We start from the raw sequence: 16,524 nt of genomic DNA on the forward strand, positions 1-16,524 counted from the left end.
TGAATTAGGAACGATTAAAAGGAGGGGTTTCATGGAACAGCGTGTTGAAATGCAGCTTGGTGGAAGAAAGCTTACGCTTGAGACCGGGCGTTTGGCCAAGCAGGCTAATGCTGCCGTTAAGGTAACATACGGGGATACCGTGGTATTGTGTACCGTGACAGCATCAAGTGAGCCGAAAGATCTGGACTTTTTCCCATTAACGGTGAACTATGAAGAAAGATTGTACGCCGTAGGTAAAATCCCGGGAGGATTTATTAAACGTGAAGGCAGACCGAGTGAGAAAGCGATTCTTTCAAGCCGTCTGACAGACCGTCCAATTCGTCCTTTGTTCCCGGAAGGCTTCCGGAATGATGTACAAGTTCTGAATATCGTTATGAGTGTGGATCAGGATTGCGAACCGCAGATCGCTGCAATGATTGGTACATCAGCAGCATTGAGCATTTCGGATGTTCCATTCAGCGGACCGATTGGTGGCGTGAAAGTGGGTCGTATTGATGGCGAGTTCATCATTAACCCAACGATTGCACAGCTTGAAGTCAGTGATATTGAACTGGTCGTTGCAGGGACCAAAAATGCCATCATGATGGTTGAGGCCGAAGCTAACGAAGTGCCGGAAGAAGTGATGCTCGAAGCAATCATGTTTGGACATGATGAGATCCAAAATATTATTGCTGTAATCGAACAACTTGTACAAGTTGCTGGAAAAGAAAAAATGGCTGTTAAGTTGCGTACCGTTAATGCTGAAGTTAACAGCAGTGTGCGTGAATTCGCGAGCGCTCGTCTGGTCGAAGCGGTTAAAATCGCTGAGAAGCATGCTCGTCAAGATGCAATCGATGTAGTGAATGACGAAACCGTTGCTCACTTTGAAGAAAAATATATTGAAAGTCCGGAATTGTTCAAAGACGTGAAGGAAGTTCTGCACGACATCGTCAAAGAAGAAGTCCGCCGTTTGATCACGCATGATAAAGTTCGTCCGGATGGACGTGGACTTGATGAAATTCGCCCAATTGAATGTGATACATCTCTGCTGCCACGTGCACATGGTACAGGACTGTTTACGCGCGGTCAAACGCAAGCACTTAGCGTTTGTACACTTGGTGCACTGGGTGATGTTCAGATTTTGGACGGAATCAGTCTTGAAGAAACGAAACGTTTCATGCATCACTATAACTTCCCACCATTCAGCGTAGGCGAAGCGCGTCCATTGCGTGCTCCGGGTCGTCGCGAAATCGGACATGGTGCATTGGGTGAGCGCGCTCTTTCCAAAGTGATCCCTTCCGAAACGGATTTCCCGTACACGATTCGTTTGGTATCTGAAGTTCTGGAATCCAACGGATCATCATCTCAGGCAAGTATCTGTGCCAGCACTTTAGCTATGATGGATGCAGGTGTTCCAATCAAAGCTCCGGTTGCGGGTGTGGCTATGGGTCTGATCAAAGATGGTGACCATGTATCCATTCTGAGTGATATTCAGGGTATGGAAGATCACCTGGGTGACATGGACTTCAAGGTAGCAGGAACACCTGAAGGTGTAACCGCGATTCAAATGGACATTAAAATTGCTGGTATTAATCGTCAAATTTTGTCTGATGCATTGGCGCAAGCCAAAGAAGGTCGTATGCACATTTTGGGCAAAATGAACGAAATTTTGAAAACTCCACGTGAGCAGTTATCACAATATGCACCTAAAATTACAACGATGCATATCAATCCGGACAAAATCCGTGATGTGATCGGTGCAGGTGGTAAAATTATCAATAAAATCATCGAAGAAACCGGTGTTAAAATTGATATTGAACAGGATGGACGTGTCTTTATCGCTTCTTCCAACCAGGAGATGAATGATAAAGCCAAAGCGATCATCGAAGGTATTGTGCGCGAAGTATTGGTCGGCGAGATTTATGTCGGCAAAGTAAAACGCGTAGAGAAATTCGGTGCATTTGTTGAAGTACTTCCGAACAAAGAAGGTCTGGTACACATCTCGCAACTGTCAACTGAACGTGTTGCCAAAGTGGAAGATGTTGTAGCTATCGGTGATTCCATTACGGTAAAAGTAACGGAAATTGACCCACAAGGTCGAATCAACTTGTCCCGTAAAGCAGTTTTGACTGCTGAAGCTCCGGCTCAATCCTAGGATACCGAAGCGACAGGTTATAAATGGATAGATTGAATGAAGAGACAGAATGTGAATTTCTGGCTCTTTTTTTAACGTTTAAATATGTAAAGCAAGGATGAAACCATGGCTTAGCATTCATATTTTTGCCCTTGTCCTCATATGATGGGGACAAAGACGGCGGGAGGATGGAGCTGTGGGAAACCAATCCAAAAAGCTGGCGGCTGTTCTGGCGGGTGTGACTGCGGTCATATTGATCGGACAAGTTGGCAGTGTACGTACATACATTACGGAGATCCGTGATGGGCCAGGTACGCAAAATGCTTTTGATATGTTTAAGGAGGCAACGGGAGAAGATGCGCTGTTGTCTGCGATTCGGGATAAAGCGGCTGAAACGAAAATTGCTCCGGTGAATGCCAGAGTGGATCGGGTATGGAAAGCGATTCCTGGTTATAATGGCATGGAGATTGATGTGGAAGCGACATACCGTAAGGCGCTGAGTGGAACGTTGAATACCAAAATAGCGTATGTCTACCGTCAGATTGAGCCGGAGATTCAGCTTAAAGATTTGGGTGCACATCCGATCTATCGGGGCAATGCAAACAAACCGATGGTTTCTTTTATGATTAATGTGGCCTGGGGGAACGAGTACATTAAACCGATGCTGGATACGCTTGATGCCGAGAAAGTGAAGGCTACTTTTTTTCTGGATGGAAGTTGGTTAAGCAAAAACGTTGAACTGGCCAAAGAAATTCAGAAACGTGGGCATGAGATGTCCAACCATGCATATTCTCACCCTAATATGAGTCGATTGAGCGCAGAACGGGCCAAGCTGGAAATTAGCAAAACCCAGGATCTGCTCCATAAAACACTGGGTGTAGAGAATCGTTGGTTTGCTCCGCCTTCCGGTGACTTTAATCAGAAGACCGTTGACATTGCTTCATCCATGGGACTGCAAACCGTGTTATGGACAGTAGATACTGTGGATTGGCGTAAGCCAAGCCCGGATGCTGTTGTTGCCAAAATTGCTAAAAATACCGAGGCAGGCACATTAATTCTAATGCACCCTACAGCTGCTTCTTCGGGAGCTTTAAAGGGCATGATTCAATCCATACGGGCCAAAGGTCTGGTGATCGGAACAGTAAGTGAGACGCTGTCTTCTGAACGTGTAAATACCCCTGCGGTTGAGTGAACGTTATTTTTTTGTTAATATCAAACAGTTGGAACCAAATGTCGATTTCAATTTCAAGGTTGAGATCAAGGCAATTATAGAGATGTAGGAGGGCCAACCATGAAAAAAATTCAGCTGGGCAATGGCCTCAGAGTTGTCATGGAACAGATACCGACCTGCCGTTCTGTGTCTTTCGGAATATGGGTCAAGACAGGTTCGCGCAATGAGCAACCTGCAAGTAACGGAGTATCACATTTTATTGAACACATGTTATTCAAGGGAACAGATCGTTATGATGCCAAGGCGATTGCGGAGCAGTTCGATGCGATTGGCGGTAACGTGAATGCATTCACTTCCAAAGAATACACGTGTTATTATGCTAAAGTGTTGGATGAACATTTGCCGATTGCGGTTGATGTATTGTCTGATATGTTTTTCCGCTCCAAAATGGATGATGGTGAATTGATCAAGGAGAAAAACGTCATTCTGGAAGAAATCTCGATGTATGAAGATACGCCTGATGATATGGTTCATGATCTGATGGCCTTGGCTGCCTATGGTGAGCATCCACTCGCATACCCAATCCTGGGTACGGAAGAGCGTCTCAAAGCGATGGATTCCAGTCATCTGCGTGCATATATGAAGCAGCACTACACGATTGAGAACACGGTCATTAGTATCGCGGGTAATATTGATGACAGTGTAATCGATCTGATGGAGAAACATTTTGGTGCTTTTGATGTAAATGGAGTAACGGAAGCAGTCACGATGCCAGCCTTCCAAAGCGGACAGCTCTTTCACAAAAAGAAAACGGAACAGAATCATATCTGTATCTCGTTCCCGGGCTGTAAAATCGGAGATCCCCTGCAATTCGCTATGGTTGTTCTGAATAACGCCATTGGTGGAGGCATGAGCTCCAGACTGTTCCAGGAAATTCGTGAGAAACGGGGTCTTGCGTACTCCGTGTATTCCTATCATAGTTCTCATGCGGACAGCGGACTGTTCACGATATACGCGGGTACAGCACCGAAACAGACCAAAGAAGTGCTTGATCTGACCAAAGAGGTTCTACGCGACTTGGCTGTAAACGGCTTGTCCGAAGATGAGCTTCGTAAAGGAAAAGAACAGCTGAAAGGTAGCTTGATTCTGAGTTTGGAAAGCACAGGCAGTCGTATGAATCGTCTGGGTAAAAACGAACTCATGTTGGGCAGACACCATACGCTGGATGAAATGATCACCAAAATTGAGCAAGTTACCATGGACGATATTAACGCGGTACTTGATCTGATGTTTGCTGAACCATTTGCACTTGCTATGGTTGGCGCTTCAGATAAGACGATCGCTGGATTGAGAAGGGATGATTTTGTTGCATTACGTTCAAATACAGAAACTGCCGGGCAATGAAGATATTAAACTGCCTCAAAAAATGTCGGAGCTGGCATCCGGCTTTGATGTAGTAGCTGCACTTCAGGAAGATGTTGTATTGCAGCCGGGTCAGCGTACGCTGATTCCTACCGGACTTGCGATGGCAATGCCAGCTGGATTGGAAGCACAGATTCGTCCTCGGAGCGGACTGGCTTTCAAACATGGTATTACTTGCCTCAACACACCGGGGACCATTGATGCGGATTATCGCGGAGAAGTTAAAGTTCTGTTGATTAATCTGGGTCAGGAACCGTTCACGATTGTACGGGGAGAGCGCATCGCACAGATCGTCTTCCAGACCGTGCCTGCGGTTGAATTGACGGAAGTGAATGAACTATCGGAAACGGTACGTGGTGAAGGCGGATTCGGTCATACCGGGAAATAAGCAACGTAAATATACTCATTCTTTAGAGTCGTCCCTGACAGGGGCGGCTCTTTTTTACATTCGAGAAACGGAAGGAGGAATGAAATTATTGTTTTCACCCCCCTGTGGGCCCCTGCATACGATAAGGCATACATGTGGTGAAAGGAGTGACGTCCCGATGCTGACCGGAGTCCGGATTGTAGTCCTGGGCGGAGATGCGCGGCAGCTTGAAGTCATTCAAAAGTGCGCTGAGCTGGATGCAACGGTAAGTGTAGTGGGTTTCGATAAAATAGAGCGTTCCATTCCAGGGATTGAGCACCAGGAACTGGAGGATGAAGTGTTTGCTTCCGCAGATGTACTGGTACTACCTGTCGTCGGTTGCGATGACCAGGGAAAAGTAAGTACTTCGTTCAGTGACACACCGATCTATTTGAAAAAGGAACATATTGCAGCATTACCGGAGCATTGTATTGTGTTCACAGGTATGGCAAAGCCGTTCTTGCGCGAACTTTGTCTTGAAAATGGGCTGCGACTTGTTGAAGTACTTGATCGTGATGATATTGCACTTTACAACTCTATTCCAACAGCTGAGGGAGCCATCGCCATAGCTATTCGGGAGACGGACTTCACAATCCATGGTTCGGAATGCATTGTGCTTGGCATTGGTCGAACAGGATTCACAATGGCCAAAACACTGCAGGGACTTGGAGCAAATGTACGGGTGGGAATCAGGCGGGAAGAGGATGCTGCCCGCGCTACAATAATGGGCTGGAAGCCTTTCATGACAACGGATTTGGCCGCTCAAACCGGGGAAGTTGACTTGCTTTTTAATACGATACCGACTATGATAATCACAGCACAAATCCTGTCCAGAATGCCGCAAAAGGCTGTCATTATCGACCTCGCATCCGCTCCTGGCGGCTGTGATTTCAGGTATGCCGACAAACGCGGTATCAAAGCGCTACTTGCGCCTGGCCTCCCCGGCATTGTTGCTCCCAAAACGGCTGGCGGCATTATTGCCGACGCGTTGATCCGTTTGCTTTTGGAAGAACAGAACGCACGGGAGGTTAAATCATGAACTGGCAGGGAAAAACGGTAGGTTATGCAATTACGGGTTCTCATTGTACGTTTGAAGAGGTTATGCCGGTAATTAGCCGCTTCGTAGCTGAAGGTGCCAACGTCATTCCGATTATTTCGAATTCGGTTCTGACGACGGATACACGCTTTGGTACGGCGCAAAATTGGCAAAAACAGTTGAAAGATATAACAGGTAATGATATCATTTCTACAATTGTTGAAGCGGAGCCACTAGGGCCTTCCAAGCTGCTTGATGTGCTGGTTATTGCTCCATGCACAGGGAATACAACAAGCAAGCTGGCTAATGCGATGACCGACAGTCCAGTGCTAATGGCAGCCAAAGCGCAGATGCGCAATCAGCGTCCGCTTGTGCTCGCGATTTCCACGAATGACGGTCTGGGCTTGAATGCTGCGAATATCGCCAAATTGCTCGTGGCTAAATACTTGTATTTTGTGCCATTTGGGCAAGACGATCCAGTGAAAAAACCAAACTCGTTAGTCGCCAAAATGGAATTGATTCCAGAGGCTTGCTGGAGTGCTCTTGAGGGCAAACAGTTGCAGCCGATGATTGTGGAGCGTTCTTCACAGGCTTGATGGAACAATGATTCGGTGACAACGTTTATGCGCTTGGAGAAATGAAGAAGGGTTCGAGAGACAAAGAAAATCATGGGGGACGATATGCTGGATTGAACAGCTACTATGTCCACGTTCCTGTCTATAAGGCATTCCTGCTTGCGGGCAGTACAGGTTAAGCAAGCGGGAGAGGTCTATTGTGAATGTATGCGTCATGACCTCGCTAACAACCGCGACCTTTGATTTGCGATTGTCCCAGACAATTACAAGAAAAGGGAGCGGCATGGAATGCCGTATAAAATGCTGAAATTATCGCATCAGAACGCTCCCTAGAGTGATCCATTTGTTGATTTGACCCGTGTCCAGTCTTCTTGCGTACACAAATGGAGGAATAAAGATGCGTATCATGGTACAGAAATTCGGAGGCACGTCTCTCTCCACTGTTCAGGCGAGAGAGCATGTGCTCCGTCACGTTAAACGTGAACTTGAAGCAGGATTGAGTCTGGTCATCGTTGTGTCTGCGATGGGACGCCGCGGCGAGCCATATGCGACTGATACGTTGCTGGACTGGGCTGCACAGAACGGAAACGCACTATCCGCACGCGAAAAGGATTTACTGCTGTGCTGTGGTGAAATCATATCTGCGACAACGTTGAGCAGTTTACTCGAACATGAAGGCATTCCAACTACAGTGCTGACCGGTGCACAAGCAGGTTTTGTGACGGACGACAATTTCGGGAATGCCCGGATATTGGATGTCCGTCCTGTTCGTGTGTTGGAGCAGCTTCAACTCGGCCGTGTCGTCGTTGTAACCGGATTCCAGGGGCAGACAGAGAACGGAGACTTCACAACACTGGGTCGTGGGGGAAGCGATACGTCTGCTACAGCTCTGGGTGCAGCATTACGTGCTGAAATGGTGGATATCTACACAGATGTGAACGGGATACTTACCGCTGATCCGCGAATTGTTGAGGATGCACGTCCACTGACTGTTGTGAGTTATGCAGAGATCTGTAACATGGCTCACCACGGGGCCAAGGTAATCCATCCACGTGCGGTTGAGATTGCGATGCAATCCCAGATTCCAGTACGGGTAAGATCTACTTTTGCAGACACGGAAGGAACGCTGGTTACGCATCCGGAAGGATTCCAGGATGTGCAGACAGGCATTGTTGACCGTTATGTAACAGGCATTGCCTACGTGAGCAATGTAACGCAAATTACGGTGGATGTGCCTGGTGGTGCAGATCGATTGCAACTAAAAGTGTTCAAAACCATGGCTGAGAATTCAATCAGCGTTGATTTTATTAATGTTACCCCCTCGGGAGTTGTCTATACGGTTTTTGACAGTGATTCCGAGAAAGCCATACAGGTATTGCAGGAGATAGGTCTCAAGCCACAAAGCCTGTCCGGTTGTGCCAAAGTGTCCGTCATTGGCGGAGGCATTAATGGTGTACCTGGAATCATGGCTCGAATCGTGGAGTCCTTGACACTGGCAGACATTCAGATCCTGCAATCGGCAGATTCGAATACAACGATCTGGGTACTCGTAAAAAAAGAAGATATGGTTCAGGCCCTGAGGGCACTTCACGCCTCATTCGAACTTCATTTGTAAATAACTGAAGTTAGAGGAGCCAAACCTGTTTTGAAGGAGGAATCGAATTGGACTTTGGAAGATTGATTACAGCAATGGTCACTCCGTTCAATGAACAAGGAGAGATTCATTGGGAGGAAACGGCACGTCTAATCGACTATCTAATTGTAGATCAAAAGTCGGAGACGCTTGTGGTTTCTGGAACAACAGGGGAGTCTCCAACACTTAGTGATACTGAGAAAGTTCAATTATTCGAATTTGCAGTGAAACATGCGGCCGGTCGGTGCAAAATTATAGCCGGAACGGGAAGCAATAACACGGCACATTCCATCCATTTGACACAGGAAGCTGAACGTGCCGGAGTGGATGGCATATTGTTGGTTGTTCCGTATTACAACAAACCTAGCCAAGAAGGTTTGTTCAAACATTTTGAAGCGATTGCAGGCTCCACCACGCTGCCAATTATGCTCTACAACGTGCCTGGGCGTACTGTAACCAGCCTGTCAGCAGAGACAACGCTTCGTCTTGCACAGATTCCTAACATCGTCGCTACGAAGGAATGTGCGTCTATGGAGCAGGTTACTTTGATTGCAGCAAGTGCTCCAGAAAATTTCAGAGTTTATTCCGGTGATGATGCTTCAGGCTTACCAGCGATTGCGGTTGGAGCACATGGAATTGTCAGCGTAGCCAGTCATGTCGTAGGGGCAGAAATGAAGAAAATGATTGACGCCTTCTATGGCGGAGCACCTCTTCAGGCTGCTCAGATTCATCAGCAGTTGTTCCCGGTGTTCAAAGGCCTGTTTGAGTGTCCACAGCCTCTACCAAACCCCGTAGCGGTGAAATATGCGCTGACATTGCGTGGTCTAGACGTTGGTTCCGTACGATTGCCACTTATTCCGCCAACGGAAGAGGAGCAGGTTTATATCAAAGGTTTGCTTAATTTGTAATCATTTTGGTTGTATATGGACTATTTTATTAATCATGGAAATATCATTCAGATCAGCAAAAGAACCGCTCCTCTTCGTAGAGGCTGCGGTTCTTTTTTTACGAGTAATGTGAGGTTTCTTTTCCACTGCCAAGGGGAAACCTACAGGTTAACGAGAGAGTGACTTGTTTTTTTTGTTTTTAATCATGTATAATGATGTCAAGTGACTGGGTGCGGTATTTTTTTGAAATTGAAAGCGACATCGTTTCGTGGTGTAGCTTTGCGGTGAAAAAGGAAGGAACGGCTAAGAGGGAATTTCAACTCCAACATGTTGGTCAAAGGGAATAACTTCGAAGAACTTCTTCCAAATATCGTGAATAAAGGTGTTCTTTTGCATTCATCCCGATAGGTGGGTATGTGATGTATGGACTACTTTTCTTAACTTACAATAAATAATAAGGTACGACGTCCAACTACCATAGGAGGTTTAGATTCATTTGTCTAAGAAAAATAATAACGATAAACTGATGATTTTTGCTTTGGGCGGCGTAGGCGAGATTGGTAAAAATATGTACGTCATCCAATACGCCAACGACATTGTAGTCGTAGATGCTGGTCTTAAATTCCCGGAAGAAGATATGCTTGGTATTGATATTGTCATCCCTGACATTTCTTACCTGACTGAGAACCGTGACAAAGTAAGAGGAATCATCCTTACTCACGGACATGAGGATCACATTGGTGGTCTGCCATATGTTCTCAAACATCTGAATGTCCCTGTATACGGAACAAGACTTACGCTTGGACTTGTAGAAAACAAGTTGAAAGAAGCGAATTTGCTGGGTGAAACAAAACGTATTCTGATTGATGCTGATTCCGAGATCCAACTTGGATCTGTTTTGAAAGCATCCTTCTTCGCTACTAACCATAGTATTCCGGATTCTGTTGGTGTATGTGTCGAAACACCGGAAGGTGCAGTTGTTCACACAGGTGACTTCAAATTCGACCATACTCCAGTCAATGGTCAATATGCAGATCTTCAGCGTATGGCACAGATCGGAACAAATGGCGTATTAGCGCTGTTGTCCGACAGTACGAACGCTGAAAAACCTGGATTCACACCATCGGAGAAAAATGTGGGTATCGTGCTGGAAGATATTTTCCGTAAAGCAAGTCAACGTGTTGTTGTAGCGACATTTGCTTCCAACGTACACCGTATCCAACAGGTGATCAATGCAGCAGAAGTGACTGGACGTAAAGTTGCAGTTATCGGACGCAGCATGGTGAATGTGGTTGGTATTGCTTCAGAACTGGGTTATCTTGAGATTCCGGATGGCATGATCATTGAACCTGAAGAAGTAGGCAAGATGGCAGCTGATCGTGTCGTGATTCTCTGCACAGGAAGTCAAGGAGAGCCAATGTCAGCACTGACACGTATGGCTCGTTCCACACACCGTAAAGTGGACATCCTGCCAGGTGACACCGTCATTATCGCAGCAACACCTGTTCCAGGTAATGAAAAATATGTAGGCCGTACGATTGATGAACTGTTCCGTCTGGGTGCTAACGTGCATTACAGCGGTGCTAACAGTGGCGTCCACGTATCTGGTCACGGTAGCCAGGAAGAGCTGAAACTGATGCTCAACCTGATGAAACCTAAATTCTTCTTGCCAATTCACGGTGAATTCCGTATGCAGCGTCGCCACGCGGTTCTTGCTGAATCTGTAGGGGTAGAACCTGAGAACATTTTCATCACGGATATCGGTGAAGTGATTGAAATTCAAGGTGGAGCAGCACGTAGAGCAGGTAAAGTTACTGCAGGTAATGTGTTGATCGACGGCCTGGGTGTAGGCGATGTGGGTAACATTGTACTTCGTGACCGCAAATTGTTGTCACAAGATGGTATCCTTGTTGTTGTGGTAACACTGAGCAAACAGGATGGAAAAATTGTTTCCGGTCCTGACATCATCTCTCGCGGATTTGTGTATGTACGTGAATCGGAAGGACTACTGGATGAGGCCAACCGGATCGTTAGCAGCACATTGCAGAAGTTAATGAGTGAGAACGTTAACGAGTGGGCTTCACTCAAAACAAATGTTAAAGATGCACTGGGACGCTTCCTGTATGAGCAAACTCGTCGTAGACCGATGATTCTGCCAATCATTATGGAAGTTTAAAATAAGCTAAACAAAAACATATATTCAGGCACACAGTCGCCCCTTCTCTACGAGTAATATTGGACGGTTCCTCGTAGAGAAGGGGCTTTTTTTGCGTTTTCAGGAAGATCTGCAATAGCGTCAATATGTGAAGCAATTTGATGTAGCGGGTATAAGGCGGTTGGAAAAATCCCCATACTAAGGAAATACATTAAATGTTTCTGGAGAAGGGGATTATTAAAATGAATGAACGTATGAATGACAAGCAGACGTCAAGATCCAATCAACCGGAAGTTGAAGCACCGGAGATTCCGATTCAGGAGGACAAGGCCATCTCTCCTGTGACAGAGACTATTCAGCAGTTTGGGCAGACACAGTCGCCTGCAGGTGAATCGAATATTTTCTGTATGACCATTATTGGACAGGTCGAAGGGCATTTGATTTTGCCACCACAAAATAAAACAACAAAGTATGAGCATATCATTCCACAGCTGGTGGCCGCAGAACAAAATCAGCGTATTGAAGGTATACTAATCATTTTGAACACGGTAGGTGGAGATGTAGAGGCGGGTCTGGCCATTGCAGAGATGATTGCTTCTCTAAGCAAACCTACGGTGACTGTGGTCATTGGAGGCGGGCATAGCATTGGAGTACCGATTGCTGTAGCTTCAACATATTCCCTGATTGCCGGAAGTGCAACGATGACGATCCATCCGATTCGGATGAACGGCCTTGTCATTGGTGTACCTCAAACGTTTGAGTATATGGAGAAAATGCAGGAGAGGGTTGTTCGGTTCGTGACTTCTCATTCGAATATCTCTGAAGAGATGTTCAAAGAACTGATGTTTAAGACCGGTGAGTTAAATCGGGATATTGGTACAGCTGTAGGAAGCGCAGATGCAGTGAAATATGGATTGATGGATGCAGTAGGCGGAATTGGGCAGGCTATTACTCAGTTAAATCAGCTCATAGGAGACAAGAGACAGACTCTGCAAGCGGGAGGTTATACCCAATGACATTATATACAGTGATGCCCCCGGAACAACTCTGGTCGGGAATGTGGAAAGAGGACGAAGATACAAAGGAGATCAAGATGAATGGTTTATTGATGCAGGTGAGACCTGTTAATGACAATGAAGCCGTTATTGTACGTTTGCTGGATTGTCCACTTGAAGCCTATCTCAATGCTGCTAATATGCCCGGTTCGACCATTCCGCTTTCGGGTAACTTGGGATCAGCATAACGCGACGAATTCAGACAAATTGAGCAGAAAAAGAACATATGTACGGATTATATTTGTATGGTATAATATTCTTCTGGGGGTGACCTGATTTTGGCCAGAAGAAAAAAGAGGAAAAAAAAGGGCGCTGGTTTTAGTGGCGTTTTAAAATATGAAATTTACGGGATTGTGCTTATTACCCTTGCTGTCATAGCATTATCGGGTGAAGCCACCGTTGGACGTTCGCTTTCCAAGATGTTCGGACTGATGCTTGGTAAGTTTTATTTTGCGATTCCACTTGTTGGTATTTATTATGGTCTCATGGTGATGATTCACCGGAAATGGCCGAGTGGCTGGACCACACGCAAGACAGGACTTGTTTTGCTGGTCTTTGCCTTAACTCTGATGAGCACTGTCTCTGCAATGCACCAGAAGCTCATTCCGGTTGGTGCGCTTGAGCCTGGTGCTGTGATTACACAGGTACATAATGATATGCAAACCGAGTTGCTAACCCCTGCTGCGCCAGGGGAGAGGGACTCCATGCTTAACAAGGACATCAGTGGTGGTTATCTCGGAGCTGGGCAATTTGCTCTTTTCCTGTGGCTGTTTGGCAGCCTTGGGGCGAGACTCATCATGATTGTCATGTTTATCATCAGTTTTATGCTGATTACGAGTCTATCTTATGTGGATTTGATACGAATATTCCGTACCAAGATCTGGGATGCCGGGAGTTCGATGTACAAAAAGCTGGAGTCTAGACCCACTTCACGTTCTTCTTCAGCATCTGATGGAAGGAAGAAAGGTAACGCTCGTAAAGTGGTGCCTGTTCCTGTTGAAGATGACGAAGACGAGTATGAGGATGAATTAGAGGAACAGCATCTGCCAAAACGAAAAGCGCCCATCTTCTTCCAACTTTTCGGAAAATGGGGAGCTAAACGGGAACAGGCGACATCAGAACGTGAAATGGATGAGGTCGATTCGGCAGAAACAGAACAAATTTTATACCGCGCCGAACAAGATCATAATCTAGAGGCTTGGCAGGATGCAACAGAAGACGTAGCGAACAAATCAGCTTCATCACGTGTTCCTGTTCAGGCTAAACCTAATTCAGCGCCGATCATTCGAGACTTTTTTGAGCACGTCAGAACAGAAGAGGCAAGCATTGAAGATGATCTGGACGATGCTTACCCTTTCCCGGATAATCTGTCCGATCCAAACGTAGTACAACAGGGCGAGCATGCCATTAAAATAACGGATGAACTGGTAGAGACGGAGTGGTCTGCATCCGATACGGGTACAAACGGGGTGAATGCTGTGGATGAGATTCAGAGTGGAGAAGAAGTAACTAATGATGCACAGGGAACAGATACTCCAACTCCTGAAGGGCAGAACACACAACCGGTGAAACCACCACCGCCACCTCCTAAGCCGTACAAGCTGCCATCATTCCGTCTCCTTGCCAAGCCGAACAATGGGGGCAAGGCGGGTGACCAGAAGGATTATATGCAGACAGCACGCAAGCTGGAAGCTACACTGGAGAGTTTCGGTGTTCGTGCCAAAGTGCTTGAAGTAGTCCGGGGCCCTGCCGTTACAAGGTATGAAATTCAACCTGATATTGGTGTTAAAGTCAGCAGAATTGTCAGTCTAACTGATGATATCGCGTTGGCTCTGGCGGCAAAGGATATTCGGATGGAAGCACCGATCCCCGGAAAGTCTGCGATTGGTATCGAAGTACCTAATGGTGAAGTATCCGTTGTAACGATGCGGGAAGTAATGGAGACAGCAACGTTCCAGGATGCAGAATCCAAAGTGACCATTGCATTTGGCCGAGATATCTCGGGTCAGACGATTATTGGTAACTTGGCTCGTATGCCCCATTTGCTGGTCGCGGGTGCTACGGGTTCTGGTAAGTCGGTGTGTATTAACGGAATTATTACCAGCATATTGTACAAAGCCAAGCCGGATGAAGTGAAGTTCCTGATGGTCGATCCCAAGATGGTTGAGTTGAACGTATATAACGGAATTCCACATCTGATGGCGCCAGTAGTAACTGATCCTAAACGAGCGTCACTTGCTCTCAAAAAGATTGTGGTTGAGATGGAGAAACGATATGAACTGTTCTCCAAATCAGGCACGCGTAACGTCGAGGGTTACAATAATCTGATGAAAGATAATCCTGCGGCTGTTCTGCCTTATATCGTTGTCATTGTGGATGAGCTTGCAGATCTGATGATGGTTGCTGCCGGAGATGTGGAGGATGCCATCGCACGACTCGCTCAGATGGCTCGTGCAGCCGGAATCCATCTGATTATTGCCACACAACGTCCTTCTGTTGACGTTATTACCGGAGTAATCAAGGCTAACATTCCATCGCGGATTGCCTTCGGCGTATCCTCCCAAGTCGATTCCCGAACGATTCTGGATATGGGTGGGGCTGAGAAACTGTTGGGCCGTGGAGACATGTTGTTCATGCCAATGGGCGCATCAAAACCGGTTCGTGTACAAGGTGCATTTATGAGCGATGAAGAAGTCGAGAATATTGTAAACTACGTACGTGGTCAAGGTGAAGCGCAGTATGATGAGTCCATTGTACCTGAAGTGGATGATTCCATTCAGGCAGCAGAGGAAGTACAAGATGAGTTATATGAGCAAGCTGTACAGATTATTTTGGAGGCAAAACAAGCTTCAGTCTCCCTGCTGCAACGTCGTATGCGGGTTGGTTACACACGTGCAGCGCGTTTAATTGACTCCATGGAAGCTCGTGGTGTAATCGGTCCTTATGAGGGCAGCAAACCAAGAGAAGTACTGGTTTCACTTGAACAGTATCAGCAGAATAAAATAAGCTCATAGTGTAACATGTAACATGGTTACAACGAATTATTTAAGCCCTCAACCGTATTGGTTGAGGGCTTTTTGCTTGCTCAGCAGACTGAAGTTTTGCCATCTACTCCAAAGATCGGATGATTTGGTGCATAGGAAACAAGCCGGCTTGTCATAATAACCTTAGCGATTCTGTTAATCCCACAAGAGAAAGGTAGAGCACAGTCGATGCGAAAAATGAACCTATGGCTTTTCACTGCTATTTTGCTGATATCCGCATTGGGAATTCGTTATTTGCTTCCTGGGAATACAGCAACTGAAAGTTCAGCCGAGCGTACACCGCAGGTAGAAGAAAAGGCCTTGCCTACGTTTAGCAGCAATACAGTGAAATATGGAAGTTACGGTCAGGATGTATATGAGCTTCAGGGGCGTCTGAAGTACCTGGGATTTTACAATGGTAAAATCGACAGTAATTTTGGCAGCAGCACACTGAAATCCGTTAAATGGTTTCAATCCGAGTTTGGCATGAAGGCAGATGGTGTGGTTGGAGCAGAGACCAAACTCAAGCTGTACAATGCGTCAACCAAATGGTCGCCAACAGAGCCGCCGTTACACAAGGAATCCTCAGGTGGGGGTGGAGACAGCAACAATACCGCCGATAAAGAGCAAGACAATATGGGATCTGCCAATGCCCTTGGTCTCTCAGAGAATGAACTCAAGATTATGGCTAACGCTGTATATGGTGAAGCCCGGGGTGAACCGTTTGAAGGTCAAGTCGCAGTAGCAGCAGTAATTCTGAATCGCGTAAATTCACCAAGCTTTCCGAGTACACCTTCTGGTGTGATTTTTCAACCAGGTGCATTTACGGCTGTAGCGGACGGACAGATCTATCTGGAACCAAACGCACAAGCCAAAAAGGCAGTCGAGCAGGCCTTAAATGGATGGGATCCGTCCGGTGGATGTCTCTATTATTTTAACCCGAAGACAGCAACATCCAAATGGATCTGGACCCGTCCACAAGTGAAAACAATCGGACAGCATATCTTTTGTATGTGATGATGTTGGAAGCAACCAGAAGGCGTGACTT

General features: G+C 46.4%; 13 protein-coding genes. All 13 read left to right on the forward strand.

Features of this window, described 5'->3' with window-relative positions:
- Positions 1-31 precede the first annotated feature (31 nt).
- Entirely contained in the window at positions 32-2,134 is a 2,103-nt protein-coding gene (gene pnp, locus MHB85_RS11420; RefSeq protein WP_091017255.1) for a polyribonucleotide nucleotidyltransferase, read from the forward strand.
- A gap of 175 nt (positions 2,135-2,309) precedes the next feature.
- Entirely contained in the window at positions 2,310-3,305 is a 996-nt protein-coding gene (locus MHB85_RS11425) for a polysaccharide deacetylase family protein (RefSeq protein ID WP_192132310.1), read from the forward strand.
- 99 nt (positions 3,306-3,404) lie between these two features.
- A complete protein-coding gene (locus MHB85_RS11430; protein ID WP_105598220.1) occupies positions 3,405-4,688 on the forward strand; it encodes a M16 family metallopeptidase in 1,284 nt (427 codons plus the stop codon).
- On the forward strand, positions 4,648-5,094 hold the full coding sequence (dut, locus tag MHB85_RS11435; RefSeq protein ID WP_017689132.1) for a dUTP diphosphatase: 447 nt from the start codon (positions 4,648-4,650) through the stop codon (positions 5,092-5,094). Before MHB85_RS11430 ends, dut begins: the two co-directional genes overlap by 41 nt.
- A gap of 157 nt (positions 5,095-5,251) precedes the next feature.
- On the forward strand, positions 5,252-6,151 hold the full coding sequence (gene dpsA / locus MHB85_RS11440; RefSeq protein WP_076208873.1) for a dipicolinate synthase subunit DpsA: 900 nt from the start codon (positions 5,252-5,254) through the stop codon (positions 6,149-6,151).
- Positions 6,148-6,744: a dipicolinate synthase subunit B gene (locus MHB85_RS11445; protein WP_062833836.1), complete on the forward strand. Its 597-nt coding sequence runs from the start codon at positions 6,148-6,150 to the stop codon at positions 6,742-6,744. Before dpsA ends, MHB85_RS11445 begins: the two co-directional genes overlap by 4 nt.
- Positions 6,745-7,120: 376 nt before the next feature.
- Positions 7,121-8,338, forward strand: coding sequence for an aspartate kinase (gene dapG / locus MHB85_RS11450; protein WP_017689129.1), 1,218 nt, complete (start codon positions 7,121-7,123; stop codon positions 8,336-8,338).
- Positions 8,339-8,385: 47 nt separating this feature from the next.
- Entirely contained in the window at positions 8,386-9,264 is an 879-nt protein-coding gene (gene dapA, locus MHB85_RS11455) for a 4-hydroxy-tetrahydrodipicolinate synthase (protein ID WP_091017250.1), read from the forward strand.
- A gap of 475 nt (positions 9,265-9,739) precedes the next feature.
- On the forward strand, positions 9,740-11,419 hold the full coding sequence (locus MHB85_RS11460; RefSeq protein ID WP_076208870.1) for a ribonuclease J: 1,680 nt from the start codon (positions 9,740-9,742) through the stop codon (positions 11,417-11,419).
- 221 nt (positions 11,420-11,640) lie between these two features.
- Entirely contained in the window at positions 11,641-12,414 is a 774-nt protein-coding gene (locus tag MHB85_RS11465) for a ClpP family protease (protein WP_146117090.1), read from the forward strand.
- Positions 12,411-12,641, forward strand: a complete 231-nt coding sequence (locus MHB85_RS11470; RefSeq protein WP_192132308.1) for a YlzJ-like family protein — start codon at positions 12,411-12,413, stop codon at positions 12,639-12,641. The genes MHB85_RS11465 and MHB85_RS11470 overlap by 4 nt, the downstream gene beginning before the upstream one ends.
- A gap of 90 nt (positions 12,642-12,731) precedes the next feature.
- Positions 12,732-15,467 (forward strand): FtsK/SpoIIIE family DNA translocase, encoded by a 2,736-nt coding sequence (locus MHB85_RS11475; RefSeq protein ID WP_192132306.1) that lies wholly within the window; start codon positions 12,732-12,734, stop codon positions 15,465-15,467.
- Positions 15,468-15,665: 198 nt separating this feature from the next.
- Positions 15,666-16,493: a spore cortex-lytic enzyme gene (gene sleB / locus MHB85_RS11480; RefSeq protein ID WP_091017245.1), complete on the forward strand. Its 828-nt coding sequence runs from the start codon at positions 15,666-15,668 to the stop codon at positions 16,491-16,493.
- The last annotated feature ends 31 nt before the right edge of the window (positions 16,494-16,524 follow it).

This window comes from Paenibacillus sp. FSL K6-4396, from assembly GCF_038002525.1.
GTDB classification, from domain to species: domain Bacteria; phylum Bacillota; class Bacilli; order Paenibacillales; family Paenibacillaceae; genus Paenibacillus; species Paenibacillus amylolyticus_B.

Bases quoted from the DNA above. Each gene is read 5' to 3' on its own strand.
- dapG (WP_017689129.1), top strand. From the start codon at position 7,121: ATGCGTATCATGGTACAGAAATTCGGAGGCACGTCTCTCTCCACTGTT.
- MHB85_RS11445 (WP_062833836.1), top strand. From the start codon at position 6,148: ATGAACTGGCAGGGAAAAACGGTAGGTTATGCAATTACGGGTTCTCAT.
- MHB85_RS11430 (WP_105598220.1), top strand. From the start codon at position 3,405: ATGAAAAAAATTCAGCTGGGCAATGGCCTCAGAGTTGTCATGGAACAG.
- dpsA (WP_076208873.1), top strand. From the start codon at position 5,252: ATGCTGACCGGAGTCCGGATTGTAGTCCTGGGCGGAGATGCGCGGCAG.
- MHB85_RS11465 (WP_146117090.1), top strand. From the start codon at position 11,641: ATGAATGAACGTATGAATGACAAGCAGACGTCAAGATCCAATCAACCG.
- MHB85_RS11470 (WP_192132308.1), top strand. From the start codon at position 12,411: ATGACATTATATACAGTGATGCCCCCGGAACAACTCTGGTCGGGAATG.
- pnp (WP_091017255.1), top strand. From the start codon at position 32: ATGGAACAGCGTGTTGAAATGCAGCTTGGTGGAAGAAAGCTTACGCTT.
- sleB (WP_091017245.1), top strand. From the start codon at position 15,666: ATGCGAAAAATGAACCTATGGCTTTTCACTGCTATTTTGCTGATATCC.